Origin of the sequence: Virgibacillus senegalensis (genome assembly GCF_000821245.2) — a bacterium.
GTDB lineage: Bacteria > Bacillota > Bacilli > Bacillales > Amphibacillaceae > Sediminibacillus > Sediminibacillus senegalensis.
Genome location: NZ_LN611425.1, coordinates 774,797 through 794,347, shown reverse-complemented (window position 1 = coordinate 794,347; position 19,551 = coordinate 774,797). Strand labels below are relative to the sequence as shown.

The 19,551-nt window shown below is 42.7% G+C and carries 17 protein-coding genes and 1 pseudogene; all 18 read left to right on the top strand.

Going from position 1 to position 19,551, the window contains the following annotated elements; all coding sequences use genetic code 11:
- Positions 1-97 precede the first annotated feature (97 nt).
- Positions 98-1,390, top strand: coding sequence for an EF-P 5-aminopentanol modification-associated protein YfmF (yfmF, locus tag BN1067_RS14790; RefSeq protein WP_053219603.1), 1,293 nt, complete (start codon positions 98-100; stop codon positions 1,388-1,390).
- Complete coding sequence (gene yfmH / locus BN1067_RS14785) at positions 1,383-2,672, top strand: EF-P 5-aminopentanol modification-associated protein YfmH (protein WP_053219602.1); 1,290 nt, start codon at positions 1,383-1,385, stop codon at positions 2,670-2,672. The genes yfmF and yfmH overlap by 8 nt, the downstream gene beginning before the upstream one ends.
- On the top strand, positions 2,673-3,407 hold the full coding sequence (gene ymfI, locus BN1067_RS14780) for an elongation factor P 5-aminopentanone reductase (RefSeq protein ID WP_234400710.1): 735 nt from the start codon (positions 2,673-2,675) through the stop codon (positions 3,405-3,407). It abuts the gene before it with no gap.
- Between the two features lie 90 nt (positions 3,408-3,497).
- Positions 3,498-3,758, top strand: a complete 261-nt coding sequence (locus tag BN1067_RS14775; RefSeq protein ID WP_053219601.1) for a DUF3243 domain-containing protein — start codon at positions 3,498-3,500, stop codon at positions 3,756-3,758.
- Positions 3,759-4,073: 315 nt separating this feature from the next.
- The gene (locus BN1067_RS14770) at positions 4,074-4,865 is read left to right on the top strand and encodes a YmfK family protein (protein WP_053219600.1); all 792 of its coding nucleotides are present in this window, start codon (positions 4,074-4,076) and stop codon (positions 4,863-4,865) included.
- Positions 4,866-4,885: 20 nt separating this feature from the next.
- Complete coding sequence (locus tag BN1067_RS14765) at positions 4,886-5,815, top strand: helix-turn-helix domain-containing protein (protein ID WP_053219599.1); 930 nt, start codon at positions 4,886-4,888, stop codon at positions 5,813-5,815.
- Positions 5,816-5,934: 119 nt separating this feature from the next.
- Complete coding sequence (pgsA, locus tag BN1067_RS14760; RefSeq protein ID WP_053219598.1) at positions 5,935-6,513, top strand: CDP-diacylglycerol--glycerol-3-phosphate 3-phosphatidyltransferase; 579 nt, start codon at positions 5,935-5,937, stop codon at positions 6,511-6,513.
- The gene (locus BN1067_RS14755; protein ID WP_053219597.1) at positions 6,513-7,754 is read left to right on the top strand and encodes a competence/damage-inducible protein A; all 1,242 of its coding nucleotides are present in this window, start codon (positions 6,513-6,515) and stop codon (positions 7,752-7,754) included. Before pgsA ends, BN1067_RS14755 begins: the two co-directional genes overlap by 1 nt.
- A gap of 314 nt (positions 7,755-8,068) precedes the next feature.
- A pseudogene (gene recA / locus BN1067_RS14750) lies at positions 8,069-8,674 on the top strand (recombinase RecA); the annotation flags it as partial.
- Positions 8,675-9,027: 353 nt separating this feature from the next.
- Positions 9,028-9,483 (top strand): recombinase RecA family protein, encoded by a 456-nt coding sequence (locus tag BN1067_RS14740; RefSeq protein WP_407701373.1) that lies wholly within the window; start codon positions 9,028-9,030, stop codon positions 9,481-9,483.
- 268 nt (positions 9,484-9,751) lie between these two features.
- Complete coding sequence (gene rny, locus BN1067_RS14735) at positions 9,752-11,317, top strand: ribonuclease Y (protein ID WP_053219595.1); 1,566 nt, start codon at positions 9,752-9,754, stop codon at positions 11,315-11,317.
- Positions 11,318-11,474: 157 nt separating this feature from the next.
- The gene (locus BN1067_RS14730) at positions 11,475-12,272 is read left to right on the top strand and encodes a TIGR00282 family metallophosphoesterase (RefSeq protein WP_053219594.1); all 798 of its coding nucleotides are present in this window, start codon (positions 11,475-11,477) and stop codon (positions 12,270-12,272) included.
- Positions 12,273-12,379: 107 nt separating this feature from the next.
- Positions 12,380-12,640 carry a stage V sporulation protein S gene (locus tag BN1067_RS14725; protein ID WP_026570294.1) on the top strand — a complete coding sequence of 87 codons (261 nt, stop codon included), beginning with the start codon at positions 12,380-12,382 and terminating at the stop codon, positions 12,638-12,640.
- 265 nt (positions 12,641-12,905) lie between these two features.
- Positions 12,906-13,823: a dipeptidase gene (locus tag BN1067_RS14720; RefSeq protein ID WP_053219593.1), complete on the top strand. Its 918-nt coding sequence runs from the start codon at positions 12,906-12,908 to the stop codon at positions 13,821-13,823.
- Positions 13,824-14,002: 179 nt separating this feature from the next.
- Positions 14,003-15,043 carry an L-threonine 3-dehydrogenase gene (tdh, locus tag BN1067_RS14715; RefSeq protein ID WP_199868536.1) on the top strand — a complete coding sequence of 347 codons (1,041 nt, stop codon included), beginning with the start codon at positions 14,003-14,005 and terminating at the stop codon, positions 15,041-15,043.
- 21 nt (positions 15,044-15,064) lie between these two features.
- Positions 15,065-16,243, top strand: a complete 1,179-nt coding sequence (locus BN1067_RS14710) for a glycine C-acetyltransferase (RefSeq protein WP_053219591.1) — start codon at positions 15,065-15,067, stop codon at positions 16,241-16,243.
- Positions 16,244-16,661: 418 nt separating this feature from the next.
- Positions 16,662-17,777 (top strand): BioF/Kbl family PLP-dependent acyltransferase, encoded by a 1,116-nt coding sequence (locus tag BN1067_RS14705; RefSeq protein ID WP_110943614.1) that lies wholly within the window; start codon positions 16,662-16,664, stop codon positions 17,775-17,777.
- 193 nt (positions 17,778-17,970) lie between these two features.
- Positions 17,971-19,551: a tRNA (N6-isopentenyl adenosine(37)-C2)-methylthiotransferase MiaB gene (gene miaB / locus BN1067_RS14700; RefSeq protein ID WP_053219590.1), complete on the top strand. Its 1,581-nt coding sequence runs from the start codon at positions 17,971-17,973 to the stop codon at positions 19,549-19,551.

Here is a 19,551-nt window from a genome sequence, read left to right as displayed (position 1 = left end):
CGTTAAACTAACTATTACAGGGGAAATGATACATACGAGGATAGATTAAGGAAATAATCAAATGCTATATCTATATATCGCCAAGGGAGGAAAACGAATGGACAAAATAGAGGAAAAACTCATAGAAAAAAGTGGGTATCGTTTGCATGTCATTCCTAGCAAAAAATATAAGACAACCAATGTCGTTGTAAAATTAAAAGCACCATTGGAAAGGGACACGATAACGAGCAGGGCTTTGCTTCCTTACATTCTCCAGCAAGGAACCAACAAATATCCCAGTGCGCGGAAACTTCGTACGGCATTAGATGATTTATATGGCGCGGTACTCGGAGTGGATGGTGCCAAAAAGGGAGAAAATCATATCATTACGCTACGCCTGGAAACTGCCAATGAAACCTTTTTGGCAACAGAGGAACAAATACTGGAAAGCGCTGTAGAAATGCTTAGCGGTATATTATTCGATCCGAAATCAGATGGGGACAAATTTGACGCATCGATTGTCCAAAGGGAAAAGCAAACGTTGAAACAAAAAATCGACTCGATCATCGATGATAAAATGAGCTATGCAAATATGCGGTTAATCGACGAAATGTGCAAGGATGAGCCATATCGTCTGCACGTCCATGGTTATGCCGAAGATTTATCCGAAATAAATGAGACTTCCCTTTACCGTTATTATCAAAAGATGCTGTCCGAAGATCAAATGGACGTCTATGTCCTCGGTGATGTATCGGCTGAAAAAGCAGAGCGATTGATAGAATCTGCTTTCACAAAAAAACTTGGAGAAAGCAAAATCAATTCTCGGTCAGCGACTAAAAGTAAATCTGTGCAAGATATCAACACCATTGTCGAGGAACAAAATGTGCAACAGGCAAAACTGCATCTGGGATATCGGACGAATATCACTTTTGGCGACCCTTTGTATTATGGCTTGCAAGTATTTAATGGATTGTTCGGCGGTTTCCCAAGTTCTAAATTATTCATGAATGTAAGGGAAAAACACAGCCTCGCTTATTATGCCGCATCCCGATTCGAAAGTCATAAAGGATTGCTGCTCGTTTTCAGTGGAATTGCTCCAAAAGATTATGAACAAGCGAGAGATATTATCAATGAGCAAATGGCGCTGATGAAAGATGGGGAGTTTACGGAAGAACAATTAAAGGATACAAAAGAGCTCGTCGTCAATCAGCTATTGGAAACGATGGATCACCCTCAAGGACTGATTGAGCTTCTTTACCATCAAGTATTGGCTGATACGAGCCTCACACCGGATCAAATGATTGAGAGCGTGAAACAAGTATCCAGACAGGATGTCTTGGAAGTTGGCGAAAAAATAGAACAGGATACGGTTTATTTCTTGACAAGCAAAGGGGGTTACACCAATGAATAAAACTAGCTATGATCAATTAAAAGAAACACTTTATTCTGAGAGACTTGCCAATGGTCTGCAGGTATTCCTTCTGCCAAAGCAGGAAATGGCCAAGACATTCGGTATTTTTTCCACTGATTACGGTTCCATCGATCAGTCGTTCGTTCCGTTAGGTGAGAAAGACTTTATTACTGTCCCGGATGGCATTGCTCATTTTTTGGAGCACAAACTGTTTGAAAAAGAAGACCGGGATGTTTTTCAGGATTTCACCAAACAGGGAGCTTCAGCAAATGCTTTCACTTCTTTTACCAAGACTGCTTACTTATTCTCGGCTACGAGCAATATTAAAGAAAACGTAACGACCTTGCTTGATTTTGTCCAGGATCCTTACTTTTCAGAGCAGTCTGTCGAAAAGGAGAAAGGAATCATCGGCCAGGAAATTGAAATGTACAATGATCAGCCGGACTGGCGCTCATTTTTTGGCACGATACAAAGTTTGTTTAATAATCATCCAGTTCAAATTGATATTGCAGGAACTGTCAAATCAATAAGTGAAATCACGAAAGATGATTTGTACACTTGCTACAATACGTTCTATCATCCTTCCAACATGACTTTTTTCCTTGCCGGTAATTTCGAGCCGGAAGAAATGATGCAATTGATTAAGCAAAATCAAGACAGCAAGCAGTTCGATCCGGCTTCCGAATTGCAGCGGAAGTTTCCAGAGGAACCAGAACATGTCGCGATGAAAGAAAACATCATCGAAATGCCTGTTTCTGTTTCCAAATGCATGATCGGTATAAAGGAACAAGTAGATCGAAGCTCGGATGAAGCTTTCCTGAGAGACGAGTTGTTGACCGAAATGGTGCTTGATTATTACTTTTCTAAAAGTGGTGAATACTACCAGGAGCTTTATAAACAAGACTTAATCGACAACTCTTTTCAATTTGAGACCAATATCGAGCGTTCCTTCGGTTTTTCTGTTATCGGTGGTAATACCGCAAAACCAAAAGAACTTGCTGAAAGAGTCAAACAGATGTTGCTTGGTTTAAAGGAAAATAAATTAACCGAAAAAGAATTTAACACGATGAAACGGAAAAAAATCGGTCAATTCCTTCGGGCGATGAATTCTTTGGAATTTGTATCCAATCAGTTCATCCATTACCATCTGCTAGGCATTGATTTATTCAAAGTACTGCCTGCAATCGAATCACTTACCGTTGAGCAAGCAAACGAATTTATGGAACACTGGGTGGAGGAAGACCGTATTACTGTCTGTCAGATTGTTCCGGAACAAGGTTGAATGGATGATACAATGAGAAAACGGGGAAATTGTCTCATCATTGGAGCAAGTGGAGAAATCGGCAGAGCTATCGCCCAAAGGATGGTAGAAGAGGGATATCAAGTAATCTTGCATTATAACCGTAATCGTCAGGCGGTTGATGAACTTGCATCATCCCTCCCCCAGGAAGCGGTGCTTGCCATCCTTCATGGTGACTTGCAGACCAATGAAGGGATCTCGATATTTATACAAAGACTTGACCTGCATGTCGATGCCTTGGTATTTGCCAGTGGAACGAGTCATATCGGATTGTTCCAGGATACGGAAGAGGGTACGATGGACATCATGCTGACGATGCAAGTGAAGGCATTATGGATGATCAGCAGGCATGTGATACCGTCCATGATTGAAAAACAAACTGGATATATTGTAGTGGTTTCGTCGATCTGGGGAGCAACTGGAGCGAGTTGTGAAGTCGTTTATTCTTCCGTGAAAGGTGCTCAGAACAGTTTTGTGAAATCGCTCGGCAAAGAACTGGCACCAAGTGGGATTAACATCAACGGCATTAGTCCAGGGTTTATCGATACAAGAATGAATCATGGTTTTTCTTCTGAGGAAAGACAATCAATCTTGGAAGAAATACCGGCGGGCCGTGCTGGACATCCTCAGGATGTAGCCAATGCTGTCGCCTTTCTACTTGATCCACGTTCTAGTTATGTTCAAGGTGAAATCATTAACGTGACCGGGGCATGGTAAAGAGCAAAAATTTCTTCTTCATCTGAATGTATAAAGTTCTGCATAAATCAAATGCTAAGCTTGAAAGTTGAGATTGAAGGAGGAAAAAAGATGTCAGTTCTCGATAATTTTGAATCTTGGAAGGATTTTCTTGGTGACCGTCTACACCAGGCTCAAGGCCAGGGTATGGATCAAAATACCATTTCTGATCTTGCTTTTGAAATTGGCGGATACTTATCCAAGCAGGTGGATGCAGAAAATGATCAGGAAGCAGTATTACGCGACTTGTGGAACGCTGCTTCGAAGGATGAACAGCGTGCCATTGCTAATATTATGGTAAAAATGGTCCAAAATGAGGGTACAGGCAGATAAGCAAAAGTTAAGTAATATCAAAAAAGACTCCCGCTCACCAGCGGGAGTCAAAGCTTGTAGAGAAAACATATGTTTTTTTTCTACAAGCTTTTATTTTTTTCCAAAGGGAGAGATGGAGATTAATCGGCCGTTCAGCATGGAAGGTGAACGGATTTGTTTATCCAATATATTAGTTTAGTCTGAAAAAATTGTGGAATTTATACACAGTAAACCGAATAATGTCCTTTTCTAAAAGTGAAAAATCATTTATGATAAGATTAAAGCCATTTATTAACGGATACAACGGCTTCCTGATATAGGTGAAGGAGCTTTTCTATGGAAAAAACAGAATGGTATCTTGAATATGAAATACAGCATAATCGTCCTGGCTTATTAGGGGACATATCTTCTTTACTGGGGATGTTATCTATTAATATCATCTCGATCAATGGGGTGGAGGATTCCCGAAGAGGTATGCTGCTGTTGTCAAGAAAAGATGAACAAATTACCAGGTTGAAATCCATCCTGGATACGATGAAAACCATCAATGTGACCAAAATAAGAAAACCTAAGCTCAGAGACAGGCTGGCGGTCAGACATGGAAGGTACATACATAGTGATATTGACGATAAAAAGACTTTTCGCTTTGTGCGAAATGAACTAGGCCTTCTTGTCGATTTTCTGGCGGAATTATTTAAAAAAGAGGGGCATAAGCTAATAGGCATCAGGGGAATGCCTCGGGTCGGCAAGACAGAGTCGATTGTCGCCTCTAGCGTTTGTGCCAATAAGCGCTGGTTGTTTGTATCGAGCACGTTATTAAAACAAACAATCCGTAGCAAGTTAATCAAGGATGAATACAATGTGGACAATATCTATATCATTGATGGTATTGTCTCGACACAGCGCGCAAGCGAAAAACACTGGGAGCTTGTGCGGGAAATTATGCGGCTTCCCGCAGTGAAGGTAGTCGAACACCCTGATATATTTGTTCAGCAGACAGAATACAGCCTGAATGATTTTGACTACATTATCGAACTAAGGAATGATGAGAACGAAGAAATTAAGTACGAACCAATCGAAAGGTCCAAGTTTGGTGATAACGGGGGCTTTTCTATGTTTGATTTTTAGAATTGGAAGGTGTTTTGATTATGGCAATTGGTGAACGGCTGAAAGAAGCAAGGGAGGCTAAAAATCTCTCCCTGGAAGAAATACAGCAGATGACAAAGATTCAGACCCGTTATCTGCAGGCGATTGAAAAAGAAAATTTCAGTGTGATGCCTGGGAATTTTTACGTGCGGGCTTTTATCAAAGAATATGCTGCAGCTGTAGATTTAGATCCTGATGTACTTATGGAAGAGCACAAAAACGAACTTCCTTCTGCAAGTGATGAAAGTGCAGTACAGTACACAAGGGTGCAACGTAGCAGGAAAGAGAATACCGCTTCTTCTAAAAGTCCGGCTGTCTTTTCCTTTTTGCCGACTGTAATCGTGGCGATACTCGTGATCGGCATTTTGTTTACTGTTTGGTACCTATACCAGCAATCCCAAGAAGGGGATTCGGGGCAAACGAACCAGCAGACTGAGGACCAGGACGAAGTATATGTCGGTGACCCATCTTCCTCTGATACAGAGGAAGATGGCGACAGTAACAATGAAGCCGCTGATGATGAACAGTCAGAAGAAGAGGATCAACAGAATGCCACAGATGAAGAGGAAGAACAGGCAGAGCCTGAACTGAATGTAGTCGACCAAGGTACACAAGGGAATGATCAGGTGACAAATATTGAACTGGTCAATCCAGGAGAAGAGCTCGTTGTGGAAGTCTCTTCGGAAAGCGATCATTGGCTGGAAATAACAGAGGGAGAAGATAACGAATTATATAGTGGTATGTTTGGTGCGAGTAATTCTCCGTTGGAAGAGGATTTATCAGGGGCCGATCAGTTTATGATTCGTTTTGGAAACCCGGATCCGATTGAAATTACCATTGCAGGTGTTCCTTTGGAAATACCTGAGATGTCCGGTAACACTGTGCAGCGTGTCTTCATTGAGGTTGTGGACGAAACAGAACAGCAAGAGTAAGTTTTTTTTGAGTGTCGGGGCTGTTCCCAGTCAATAACTGTCAGTAGGCAGTTGTGGAAGGGAATGGTCCTTATTTTTGACTAAGGATTAAGGTTAAAGTTGAATTGGAGGATACCATTATGAATATACCAAATAAAATTACCATGTCACGCATTTTTTTAATCCCGATTTTCATCCTGTTATTGACGATCCCTTTCGAATGGGGGAGTTGGAATATCGGTAATCAGGAGTTGCCTATTTCCCATTTTACAGCTGGGCTATTGTTCATTCTGGCTTCCACTACAGATTGGATTGATGGTTATTATGCCAGAAAATATAACCTTGTCACCAATTTGGGAAAATTTTTGGATCCTTTGGCAGATAAACTACTTGTAGCTTCTGCTTTAATTCTTTTGGTCGAGATGGGGAGTGCCCCTGCATGGGTGGTCATTGTGATTATCAGCCGAGAGTTCGCTGTAACGGGCCTGCGGCTTGTTGCAGCTGGCGAAGGACTTGTTCTCGCTGCAAGCCAAATGGGGAAATTGAAGACAGTTTTGCAAATTGTCGCCATATCCGCTCTCCTGCTTCACAATTTTCCGTTTGCTTATCTAGGTTTCCCGTTCGGGGTGATTTGTCTGTATGCCGCCATGGTTGTAACGATTATATCTGGTTACGATTATTTCCTTAAAAACTGGCATGTGATGAGGGATTCTAAATAATGAAACAGGTGAACGCAGAAATAGTTGCCGTCGGAACTGAATTGTTATTGGGGCAAATATCGAACACGAACGGACAATGGCTATCTAAACGGCTTGCAGATCATGGTATCCATGTTTACCACCATAGTGTGGTGGGTGATAATTTGAACAGAGTGAAGCAGGTGTTTGCTATTGCCGGCAAACGATCGGATATCGTGATTGTCACCGGAGGACTTGGTCCTACCGAAGACGATATGACGCGCGATGCTTTCCAAGAGATCTATGGAGTAGATGTCAAAATAGATGAAGCTTCCCTTCAAAATATTACTTCCTATTTTGAAAGAAACAACAGGGAAATGACGCCTAACAATCGGAAACAGGCGTTGGTATTTAGCGGTTCGCGGGTTCTGCCTAACCGGGTGGGGATGGCACCCGGAATGGCAATCGAAATGGATGGTGTCACCTGGATTTTTATGCCAGGGGTTCCAAGAGAAATGAAACAAATTGCGGAAGAGCATGTTTTTCCTTATATTAAAGACAAATATGAGTTGGAAACCGTTATTCAATCACGTATGCTGCGATTTATCGGTATTGGAGAATCTCAACTCGAGCATCAGCTGCAGCCTCTCATTTCTGTACAAACAAACCCAACTATTGCCCCGCTTGCATCGGAAGGAGAAGTAGCTGTACGGCTGACAGCTAATGCACCTACCGTACAAGATGCAGAACAATTGATTGATAAAACGGAAAAAGACATTTTGGAAAGAGTCGGAGAATTCTTTTATGGGTATGACGAGGAAACCCTTGAATCAAAAGTCGTGGAGAAGTTAACAGATGGAAAACTCACAGTAGCTGCAGCCGAAAGTTTAACTGGAGGAATGTTCACCAGCAGACTAGTGTCTGTCCCAGGTGCTTCCCACGTCATTACCGGAAGTGTTGTCTGCTATTCCGCTGCTGTTAAACAATCTGCAGTACGGGTAAGTGCTGAGACCATTAACAAATTTGGGACCGTTAGCAGGCAGTGTGCAGAGGAAATGGCTGCTCATATTGCTTCTGAGTTTCATGCTGATGTAGGAATCAGCTTTACCGGTGTCGCTGGTCCGGACGAATCGGAAGGAAATCCCCCTGGCACGGTGTTTATCGGAATCTCTCAAAAGCAAAAAGGAACGTTCGTCTGCCAATATCAGTTCCAGGGAGATCGGGAGGCGATTCGGGCGCGAACCGTCAAAAAAGGATTAGAATTATTGTACCAACTAAAATAGCTATATGGTCATTCCTTCGAATCGAATGATCAACTTGCAGAAAACCTGGTTTTCTGCAAGTTTTTTGTTTTTCTTCAGGAACCTGCTCGCTGGTTCACTAGTACAGGTGAAATCTGGAAGGAAGCATTGCAAAAAATTAAATTTTTGTTTTAAGGTATGCGATTTGATGCAAATTTCCGTTTTATCCTTGGAAAACAACCTATTTAGCGACTAGTTCTTAACAGAAAAAAAGGGAACATTTATTCGCTTTTGACTTGTTAAATCTCATAAAACAAGTTATGATAATAATAGCTTACTATTAAGGAGGAAATAATTTGAGTGATCGTAAACAAGCCTTAGATATGGCGTTGAAACAGATAGAAAAACAATTTGGCAAAGGGTCTATCATGAAACTCGGCGAAAGGGCCGAGCAACAGGTTGCCACTGTACCGAGCGGTTCGTTGGCATTGGATGTGGCTCTTGGTGTTGGTGGCTACCCACGGGGACGCGTCGTAGAGATTTATGGACCGGAATCCTCTGGTAAAACGACTGTCTCCTTGCATGCCATTGCGGAAGCGCAGCGCCAAGGTGGACAAGCTGCATTTATCGATGCGGAACACGCCTTAGATCCCGTTTATGCTAGAAAGCTTGGTGTAAACGTCGATGAGTTGCTTTTATCTCAGCCGGATACTGGAGAGCAGGCATTGGAAATCGCGGAGGCACTAGTGCGGAGTGGAGCGGTTGATATGGTGGTTGTCGACTCGGTTGCGGCCCTTGTGCCAAAAGCGGAAATCGAAGGGGAAATGGGAGATGCACACGTCGGTTTGCAAGCCCGTTTAATGTCCCAGGCGTTGCGAAAGCTTTCAGGCGCCATCAACAAATCTAAAACAACCGCCATTTTCATTAACCAAATAAGAGAAAAAGTAGGAGTCATGTTTGGTGAGAATGCTGCTTAATTACCGGACAGCAGCAGGTGTATAGGCCTGCCGCCCAACCCGGAAAAAAGCAGTTTGCCGTCTGGAAAAGAAATTTTCCAGATTATCAATGCGGAATGAAACGGGGATGCTGAGAAGCAAATCCGAACCGAAGGCTGTAAGTAATATTACAGTCAGGGGCAACGCATAGAAGGTGAACCTGCCGCGGGCAGAATATAATCCTTCCACGAGTCCGCATCATCTTAACGAATAAGTCGAAGATGAAAAGATATGCTGAGCTGGGTCAGAAAGGACTGGCCGTATTCCTGGAAAGGATATGAGGGAAGGAAACCTCCAGAAACAAGAGATAAAAAACTCTTGTGATAACAAAACTGAATCCGGAAACGACTCCTGGCGGGCGTGCTTTGAAATTCTATTCTTCTGTCAGATTAGAAGTGCGCAGAGCTGAAACGTTGAAACAAGGAAATGACATGGTTGGAAACAAAACAAAAATCAAAGTTGTGAAAAACAAGGTAGCCCCGCCGTTTAAGCAAGCAGAGGTAGACATTATGTACGGTGAAGGTATTTCACGTGAAGGTGAATTGCTTGATATCGGTTCAGACTTGGATATTGTACAAAAAAGCGGTGCTTGGTACTCCTATAACGAGGAACGTCTCGGCCAAGGTCGGGAAAATGCGAAGCAGTTTTTGAAAGAGAATGAAGGGATTCGTATGGAAATTTACAATTCTATTCGTGCCCACTATAATATGGATACTGCGGCTCCGGAAGATTCCGAAGAAGCGGAAAACCAGGCAACCTTGGATATGGATATTTAAGAAGGCTTAACCCCCCAGTCACCAACAGGCTGGGGGGTTATCTTACTTGAATTTCGTTCTCAGCTTCATAGTTTGTCCAGTTCACAAAAGATTATGACATAAATTTGACGGTTCCTTGACAATATAAAATTCCAAGATTAAAATTGATATGTATAATTCTTCTTATTATTATACACTTTTTTGTAAACAAGTTATTTTTTTAATGAAAGACACTGTACATGCCGACTAAAAGTGATTGTACAAATTTATAGCAAGAGGAGGTGAACTCATGGAAATAGTTACCTTAATAATCATCTCCATTTTGCTTACCCTTATCGTCGGTATTGTTGTTGGTTATCTGATTCGTAAATCTATTGCTGAGGCAAAGATTTCTAGTGCGGAAGAATTGGCAAAGCAAATAGTAGAAGAAGGTCATCGGAATGCCGATGCAGCTAAAAAAGAGGCGCTTCTTGAAGCGAAAGATGAGAATCACAAGCTTCGTCAGCAGGCGGACCAGGAGCTCCGAGAGCGTAGAGCGGAGCTGCAAAGACAGGAAACTCGCCTGATGCAAAAAGAAGAAAATCTGGACCGAAAAAGTGAAACGCTGGACAAGCGTGAGCTCATGTTAGAAACAAGGGAACAAACGCTGACAGAAAAACAACAACAAATTGAAGAAATGGAAAGCAAAGTGGAAGCTATGTTAAGTGAACAGCAGGCTGAACTTGAGCGCATTTCCGGATACACTACTGACCAGGCGAAACAAGTGATCTTAGAACGAGTCGAGCAAGAAGTCACACACGAATCGGCAATCATGATCAAAGAAGCAGAAAACCGTGCGAAAGAAGAAGCAGATAAAAAGGCTAAAAGTATTTTATCACTCGCTTTACAGCGTTGTGCCGCAGATCATGTGGCAGAAACCACAGTTTCTGTCGTCAACCTGCCGAATGATGAAATGAAGGGCCGGATTATCGGACGTGAAGGTCGAAACATTCGAACGCTTGAAACGTTAACAGGGATTGACCTGATTATTGATGACACCCCAGAAGCTGTCATTCTTTCCGGTTTCGATCCGATTCGAAGAGAAACGGCTAGAATTGCTTTGGAAAAACTTGTTCAGGATGGACGGATTCACCCGGCCAGAATTGAGGAAATGGTTGATAAATCCAGAAGAGAAGTTGATGAGTACATCCGTGAAGTCGGTGAACAGACCACTTTTGAAATCGGAGTACACGGACTGCATCCAGACCTCATCAAAATTCTCGGCCGTTTGAAATATCGTACAAGCTATGGACAGAACGTGTTGAAGCATTCTACGGAAGTCGCGCACCTGTCCGGATTACTAGCGGCAGAGTTGGGTGAGGATGAAACCCTTGCTAAAAGAGCTGGTTTACTTCACGATATCGGAAAAGCTATCGACCATGAGGTGGAAGGCAGTCACGTGGAGATTGGTAAAGAACTGGCTATGAAATACAAGGAAAATGATGTAGTCATTAACTCTATTGCCTCTCACCATGGGGACGAAGAACCGACATCTGTTATTGCTGTTCTCGTTGCGGCGGCGGATGCTTTATCTGCTGCAAGACCTGGTGCAAGAAGCGAAACGCTTGAGAACTACATCAAGCGATTGGAGAAACTCGAAGAAATCTCCGAGTCATATGATGGCGTTGAAAAGTCATTCGCCATTCAAGCAGGTCGTGAAGTTAGGATTATGGTAAAACCGGATGAAATTGATGATCTGGAAGCATTGAAAATCGCAAGAGAAATCAGGAAAAAAATAGAAGACGAACTGGACTACCCGGGCCATATTAAAGTAACGGTAATTCGGGAAACACGTGCAGTTGAATATGCAAAATAAAGCGGCTTTCGGCCGCTTTATTTTTGTTCGTTTTTCTGTGAAACGGGCAGGATAAAGTATACATAAACCATGAAAATTAGCGGTATGAACTATTTTGACATGGATGCATATCTATGTGAAACTGAAACTAACTAACAAGATAGGATGGTTGAAACAAATGAGGATATTATTTATTGGCGACGTGGTTGGATCTCCTGGGAGAGAAATGGTGCGCGATTATTTGCCTCGATTGAAGCAAAAATATCAGCCCCATGTCAGCATAGTGAACGGTGAAAATGCAGCTGCAGGAAAAGGAATTACCGAAAAAATCTACAAACAATTTCTTGAGGCTGGTGCCCAAGCTGTCACTTTGGGGAATCATGCATGGGATAAGAAGGAAATTTTTGAGTTTATTGATGAGGCTGAATATATGGTAAGGCCCGCAAACTTTCCGGAAGGGACACCAGGTAGAGAAATCGTATACGTACGCAGCAACAAGGCTGAAGTGGCTGTCATCAATCTACAGGGAAGAACCTTTTTACCACCACTAGACGATCCATTTCGAAAGGCAGATAAATTGATTGCTGAAGCACGAAAAAGAACCAACCTTATATTTGTTGACTTTCATGCGGAAGCTACCAGCGAAAAACAGGCGATGGGCTGGTATCTTGATGGGAAAGTCAGTGCAGTAGTCGGCACCCATACACATACCCAAACGGCAGATGATCGGATTTTGCCGAAGGGAACGGGCTATATAACGGATGCAGGTATGACCGGTCCTTATGATGGCATTCTGGGTACGGATAAAGAAGCGGTGCTTAATCGTTTTCTTACCAATCTGCCTGTACGTTTTGAAGTGACCAAAACGGGAAGAACACAATTAAACGGTTTTATTGTCGATATTGATGAAAAAAGTGGGCTGGCGAAAAATGTAGAAAGAATTTTAATCAATGATGATCACCCGTATTTTGGATGATTATTTGAATTTTTAGAATAATTACCTCATAATAAAAGGGAATATCTATCATCTCCAAGAATATAGTAAAAGTGGAACAACTTTAGTAAACGAAGGAGGTACTAGGAATGGACATATTAAAAGTTTCAGCTAAATCAAATCCAAATTCAGTAGCAGGTGCACTCGCGAACGTGCTAAGGGAACGCGGTTCTGCAGAGATACAGGCAATCGGTGCTGGTGCATTGAACCAGGCCGTAAAAGCGGTTGCAATTGCCCGAGGATTTGTTGCCCCGAGTGGAGTTGATCTTATTTGTATTCCGGCTTTTACTGATATAATGATTGATAATGAGGAACGGACTGCTATTAAACTGATAATTGAACCTAGATAATCCTTTACCTGTTTGCGATAGCAAGCAGGTTTTTCATTAGAGGAAAAGGAAAATTGGTTCGAGTGGATAGGAGTGAACGACGCTTCTGAGTCCACTAAAGGCTCGCCAAACAGCGGGTTTTCTTTATTTTGACATACTCCGCTAAGGATGAAGGAAGGCATATAAATATGCAGATTGTATCTACAATCCTTATGAAAACCGGCTAATTCTCAGCACGTTGCAAGCATATATCTTTAAAGCTCATAGATACGGGAAGGAGGATAAAATGATCAACGATGCCCATTGTGATGCTCTATATAAGATGTGGAAATACGACCTTTCATTCGAATCAAGTGAACACCTGCAAGTGAATTATCAGAATTGGATAAAAAGCCCGGTCAAAGTGCAGTGCTTTGCTATATTTGTCCCGCCGGAGGTTCCGGAAGAGGCGCAATTCTCAGCAGCATTAAAGATGATCGATTTATTCTACGAACAAATCATCAACCCGTACCACCATATAAAACAAATCACTTCCTACCGCGATATGGAAGAATTAAAGGAACACGAAAAAGGTGCGATGCTAACATTGGAGGGTTGCCACCCAATCGGTTCTGACTTGGAAAAACTTAAAACTTTGTTACGTCTTGGAGTCAAAGCTGTTGGACTTACTTGGAATCAGGCAAATGCAGTTTGCGACGGTATTGAAGAGCCGAGAGGAGCCGGTCTGAGTTCGTTCGGACGAAAAGTAGTCCAATTGCTCAACAAAGAAAAAATATGGACAGACCTTTCTCATTTATCCTACCAGGGTTTTTGGGATGCTATCGATTTAGCTGAATTTCCGATGGCCAGTCACTCAAATGCTATCGCCCTGGCATCACACAGACGAAACTTGGACAAACGGCAAATCCAACAACTGATTAAAAAGAATGCCTGGATTGGCGTCACGTTCGTTCCGGATTTTTTGAATGATAAAATGGAGGCAAGTTATCTGGATGTCCTTCATCACATTACTTATTTTTTAGAGGAAGGCGCGGAGGACTGCCTTGGATTCGGCTCCGATTTTGATGGAACGACTGAATTTGTAAGAGGTCTTTATGATCCGTCGGATTATTATCCTTTTTATCAGCAGCTTTTACATAGATGGCCAAATCATATAGTTTGGAAGATCGCTAGCCAAAATTTTATAAAAAAATTTCCCCGTTAGGAATAGCGTGCTCCATTACCGTATTATCGTCCTGTATAGAACAGGAATCAGAAGGTGCTGCCGACTGTGTTCAAATGTCTATTCCAAGTGGACATAGATGATTGATTAATATTTTTAACATGTTAAAATATGATTATATCAATCTATAATGGATCTTCATGCGAGGAGTTGTGTTCACAGTGAATGGAACAATGAAGGCTTTAGTGAAAAGCAGACAAGATAAAGGAGCAGAAATTCAGCAGGTGGCAATCCCGCCTATCGGGGATCGCGAGGTGTTGATAAAAGTAAAGGCAACCTCTATTTGCGGAACGGATGTCCATATTTATAACTGGGACGAATGGTCGCAAAGCAGGGTCCGGCCACCGTACGTATTCGGTCATGAATTTGCAGGAGAAGTAGTGGAAACGGGAGATAAAGTGACAAAGGTAGCTGTAGGGGATTATGTCAGTGCAGAAACACATATTGTTTGCGGCCATTGTCCTCAATGTCTGACAGGGAAGTATCACATTTGTGAAAACACACAAATCATCGGTGTCGACCGGGATGGTTGTTTTGCTGAGTATGTTGCATTGCCAGAAGATAACTTGTGGAAGAATCCGGAAGATATGCCTGTCGAAATCGCGTCCGTTCAGGAACCGATGGGGAATGCCGTCCACACGGTGTTAAGCGGAGATGTCGCCGGTAAATCAGTCGCTATCATCGGCTGTGGTCCAATCGGGATTATGGCAGTAGGGGTAGCGAAAGCAGCTGGAGCTTCTCAAGTAATTGCCCTCGACTTAAATGATTATCGTCTTGATTTAGCTAATCAAATGGGTGCTACGACAATTATCAATTCTTCAAGAGAGAACCCGGTCGATCGGGTGAAGGAACTGACTCAAGGACATGGAGTGGATGTCGTTTGTGAAATGAGCGGCCATCCGACTGCGATCAACCAAGGTTTTAAAATGGTAACGAACGGAGGAAGAGTATCTATTCTCAGTCTTCCGACAAAACCAGTTGAAATCGATATTACGGATGATATCGTTTTCAAAGGGATCACCGTGCAAGGAATAACCGGTAGAAAGATGTTTGAAACCTGGCAGCAGGTATCCCGCTTGCTTGATTCCAAACAAGTAGACCTAAGTCCTATGATTACCCATCATTTTCCGTTGGAGGATTTTGAAAAGGGCTTTGACCTTATGAATGCAGGTAAGTGTGGTAAAGTGGTATTACACCCATAATATAACAGGGAGGCGTTTTAATTGAAAGGTTTTGAATATCTTCAAGAGCAATTGGAGGATATGAAGGCGGAGGGAACTTTCCGTAACTTGATTCCATTGGAGTCGGCCCAGGGGGCTAGAGTGAAGATAAAAGGGAAAGAGGTCATTCAATTATCTTCCAATAATTATTTGGGATTGACCTCGCATCCAAGAATGCAGCAAGCCGCTGAGGCAGCGATTGAAAAGTATGGTGTGGGTACCGGATCGGTGCGTACGATTGCCGGCACTTTAAAAATGCATGAGGAATATGAAGAAAAACTGGCAACGTTTAAGCATACGGAAGCGGCATTGGTTTTTCAGTCCGGTTTTACAACCAATCAAGGAGTACTGTCTTCGATATTGACTCAAGAGGATGTGGTCATTTCGGATGAACTTAACCATGCCTCCATTATTGATGGCATCCGCTTGACCAAAGCTGGCCGGAAAATATATAAACATGTCGATATGCAGTCGCTTGAACAGGCGTTGAAAGAAACACAGGATTATCGAACAAGGTTGGTTGTTACCGATGGGGTATTTTCCATGGACGGAAACATTGCCCCGTTACCGGAGATCGTCGAGCTGGCCGAAAAGTATGATGCACTAGTCATGGTCGATGATGCCCATGCTAGTGGGGTACTTGGCGAAAATGGCCGTGGCACGGTAAACCATTTCGGTTTAGATGGCCGGGTGCATATTCAAGTCGGAACGTTAAGTAAAGCAATTGGCGTTTTGGGGGGGTATGTCGCAAGTACGCAGACCTTAAAGGATTATTTGATTCATAAAGGCAGACCTTTCTTATTCAGTACGTCCCATCCACCTGCTGTAACAGCAGCCTGTGATGCCTCCATCGACGTATTACTGGAGGAACCTGAACTGATTGATAAACTATGGGAGAATACGAAATTCTTCAAGAACGGATTGAAGGATTTAGGTTTCGATATTGGTATTAGCGAGACACCGATTACTCCGGTAATGGTAGGAGACGATGCTTTAGCCCATCGTTTTTCTGATCAGTTATTTGAGGAAGGGGTTTTTGCGCAAGGCATCGCTTTCCCAACCGTGCAAAAAGGTAAAGCGCGTGTGCGGACAATTGTCACAGCGGAACATTCTCGTGATGATCTCCAGGAAGCATTGCATGCATTTGAAAAAGCAGGAAAAAAATTAGCGATTATTGATTAATGAGACTAGGATGGCGAAAAGGAACCCAAGGTGCTTTTTCGCCATTCGTGTAATTGCTTTTTCGTACAAAAGCTCTTTATTTTTAACCTTAGTAATTGATATAATAAATAAATTGGGGATACCTTTAAGGTCTTGGGTTCCGATAAATACATAAAACGGAACATCAGTTTTTTCAAGGAAGGAGCTTCTGTAAATGAATGAACAGCAGCGGAAAGAAATGAGTCAAATAAATCAGGAGAATCCAGCGGACATAAAATCCGAACAGGAGATGAACCTGTCTCGTTTAAAAAATATGGACTCCGACGAACTGATCGGAAAATATTTTCAGACAACATACGAACCTCCGAATTTAAAGAAGGCCAAGAAACGACGGAGAGAAGATGTCCAGATCCATTATGATTACCAAGTGCCAGAGGATATGCAAAACATCGGTAAAGATAAAAAGTTCTTGATTCGTACCTATGGCTGCCAAATGAATGAACATGATACCGAAGTAATGGCTGGCCTGCTGACGGATATGGGTTATCAAAGTACGGATGAAGCTTCTGAAGCGGATATTATCCTGCTGAACACATGNTCGGTGCGTACGATTGCCGGCACTTTAAAAATGCATGAGGAATATGAAGAAAAACTGGCAACGTTTAAGCATACGGAAGCGGCATTGGTTTTTCAGTCCGGTTTTACAACCAATCAAGGAGTACTGTCTTCGATATTGACTCAAGAGGATGTGGTCATTTCGGATGAACTTAACCATGCCTCCATTATTGATGGCATCCGCTTGACCAAAGCTGGCCGGAAAATATATAAACATGTCGATATGCAGTCGCTTGAACAGGCGTTGAAAGAAACACAGGATTATCGAACAAGGTTGGTTGTTACCGATGGGGTATTTTCCATGGACGGAAACATTGCCCCGTTACCGGAGATCGTCGAGCTGGCCGAAAAGTATGATGCACTAGTCATGGTCGATGATGCCCATGCTAGTGGGGTACTTGGCGAAAATGGCCGTGGCACGGTAAACCATTTCGGTTTAGATGGCCGGGTGCATATTCAAGTCGGAACGTTAAGTAAAGCAATTGGCGTTTTGGGGGGGTATGTCGCAAGTACGCAGACCTTAAAGGATTATTTGATTCATAAAGGCAGACCTTTCTTATTCAGTACGTCCCATCCACCTGCTGTAACAGCAGCCTGTGATGCCTCCATCGACGTATTACTGGAGGAACCTGAACTGATTGATAAACTATGGGAGAATACGAAATTCTTCAAGAACGGATTGAAGGATTTAGGTTTCGATATTGGTATTAGCGAGACACCGATTACTCCGGTAATGGTAGGAGACGATGCTTTAGCCCATCGTTTTTCTGATCAGTTATTTGAGGAAGGGGTTTTTGCGCAAGGCATCGCTTTCCCAACCGTGCAAAAAGGTAAAGCGCGTGTGCGGACAATTGTCACAGCGGAACATTCTCGTGATGATCTCCAGGAAGCATTGCATGCATTTGAAAAAGCAGGAAAAAAATTAGCGATTATTGATTAATGAGACTAGGATGGCGAAAAGGAACCCAAGGTGCTTTTTCGCCATTCGTGTAATTGCTTTTTCGTACAAAAGCTCTTTATTTTTAACCTTAGTAATTGATATAATAAATAAATTGGGGATACCTTTAAGGTCTTGGGTTCCGATAAATACATAAAACGGAACATCAGTTTTTTCAAGGAAGGAGCTTCTGTAAATGAATGAACAGCAGCGGAAAGAAATGAGTCAAATAAATCAGGAGAATCCAGCGGACATAAAATCCGAACAGGAGATGAACCTGTCTCGTTTAAAAAATATGGACTCCGACGAACTGATCGGAAAATATTTTCAGACAACATACGAACCTCCGAATTTAAAGAAGGCCAAGAAACGACGGAGAGAAGATGTCCAGATCCATTATGATTACCAAGTGCCAGAGGATATGCAAAACATCGGTAAAGATAAAAAGTTCTTGATTCGTACCTATGGCTGCCAAATGAATGAACATGATACCGAAGTAATGGCTGGCCTGCTGACGGATATGGGTTATCAAAGTACGGATGAAGCTTCTGAAGCGGATATTATCCTGCTGAACACATGCGCAATCCGGGAAAACGCTGAGAACAAAGTATTTGGCGAAATCGGTCATTTAAAAACATTGAAAACAGAAAACCCGGATGTGATTTTGGGTGTATGCGGTTGTATGTCACAAGAAGAATCGGTCGTGAATCGGATATTGAAAAAACATCCTTTCATCGACATGATCTTCGGCACGCATAATATCCACCGACTTCCGCAATTGCTCAAAGAAGCGATGTTCGGCAAGGAAATGGTTGTCGAAGTATGGTCAAAAGAGGGAGATATCATCGAAAATCTTCCAAAAGTTAGAAAAGGGAAAATTAAGGGCTGGGTTAATATCATGTACGGGTGTGACAAGTTCTGCACCTACTGTATCGTTCCTTACACACGTGGAAAAGAAAGAAGCCGTCGCCCAGAGGATATCATCCAAGAAGTAAGACAACTTGCAGCGCAAGGATACAAGGAAGTCACGCTGCTTGGCCAGAATGTCAATGCTTATGGCAAGGACTTCACAGATATCGAGTATGGTCTTGGAGATTTGATGGATGAAATAAGGAAAATCGACATACCGCGTGTACGTTTCACCACTTCACATCCAAGAGACTTCGATGACCGGTTGATTGAAGTTTTGGCAAAGGGCGGCAACCTTCTCGATCATATCCATCTACCCGTGCAATCCGGTAGCTCGGAAGTGTTGCGAGTTATGGCCCGGAGATATACAAGAGAAAGATATCTTGAATTGGTCGATAAAATTCGGACAGCTATGCCAAACGCAACGCTGACAACCGACATCATTGTCGGATTCCCGAATGAGACGGACGAACAATTTGAAGAGACACTTAGCCTGGTGGAAGAAGTCGGTTTTGAAAGTGCCTATACGTTCATTTACTCTCCGAGGGAAGGCACGCCAGCAGCACGCTGGGAAGACAATATTCCAATGGAAGTGAAGAAGGAGCGACTGCAGCGGTTGAACAAATTGATCAACAAGCAATCAGCAGAAGCGATGAAGAAGTATGAAGGGCAAATCGTCGATGTGCTTGTCGAAGGGGAAAGCAAGAAAAATCCAGAGGTGCTGGCAGGATACACCGAACGCAATAAATTGGTCAATTTCAAAGCGCCTAAGTCTGCAATCGGCAAGATTGTCAAGGTAAAAATAACAAATGCGAAAACCTGGTCTCTTGATGGAGAAATGGTTGAAGAAACTGCAGAGGTGAAATAA

Coding starts and splice junctions, on each gene's coding strand:
- BN1067_RS14765 (WP_053219599.1), top strand. CDS start 4,886: ATGGCAATTGGTGAACGGCTGAAAGAAGCAAGGGAGGCTAAAAATCTC.
- yfmH (WP_053219602.1), top strand. CDS start 1,383: ATGAATAAAACTAGCTATGATCAATTAAAAGAAACACTTTATTCTGAG.
- BN1067_RS14730 (WP_053219594.1), top strand. CDS start 11,475: ATGAGGATATTATTTATTGGCGACGTGGTTGGATCTCCTGGGAGAGAA.
- BN1067_RS14720 (WP_053219593.1), top strand. CDS start 12,906: ATGATCAACGATGCCCATTGTGATGCTCTATATAAGATGTGGAAATAC.
- yfmF (WP_053219603.1), top strand. CDS start 98: ATGGACAAAATAGAGGAAAAACTCATAGAAAAAAGTGGGTATCGTTTG.
- ymfI (WP_234400710.1), top strand. CDS start 2,673: ATGGATGATACAATGAGAAAACGGGGAAATTGTCTCATCATTGGAGCA.
- BN1067_RS14725 (WP_026570294.1), top strand. CDS start 12,380: ATGGACATATTAAAAGTTTCAGCTAAATCAAATCCAAATTCAGTAGCA.
- pgsA (WP_053219598.1), top strand. CDS start 5,935: ATGAATATACCAAATAAAATTACCATGTCACGCATTTTTTTAATCCCG.
- BN1067_RS14770 (WP_053219600.1), top strand. CDS start 4,074: ATGGAAAAAACAGAATGGTATCTTGAATATGAAATACAGCATAATCGT.
- BN1067_RS14775 (WP_053219601.1), top strand. CDS start 3,498: ATGTCAGTTCTCGATAATTTTGAATCTTGGAAGGATTTTCTTGGTGAC.
- rny (WP_053219595.1), top strand. CDS start 9,752: ATGGAAATAGTTACCTTAATAATCATCTCCATTTTGCTTACCCTTATC.
- BN1067_RS14755 (WP_053219597.1), top strand. CDS start 6,513: ATGAAACAGGTGAACGCAGAAATAGTTGCCGTCGGAACTGAATTGTTA.
- miaB (WP_053219590.1), top strand. CDS start 17,971: ATGAATGAACAGCAGCGGAAAGAAATGAGTCAAATAAATCAGGAGAAT.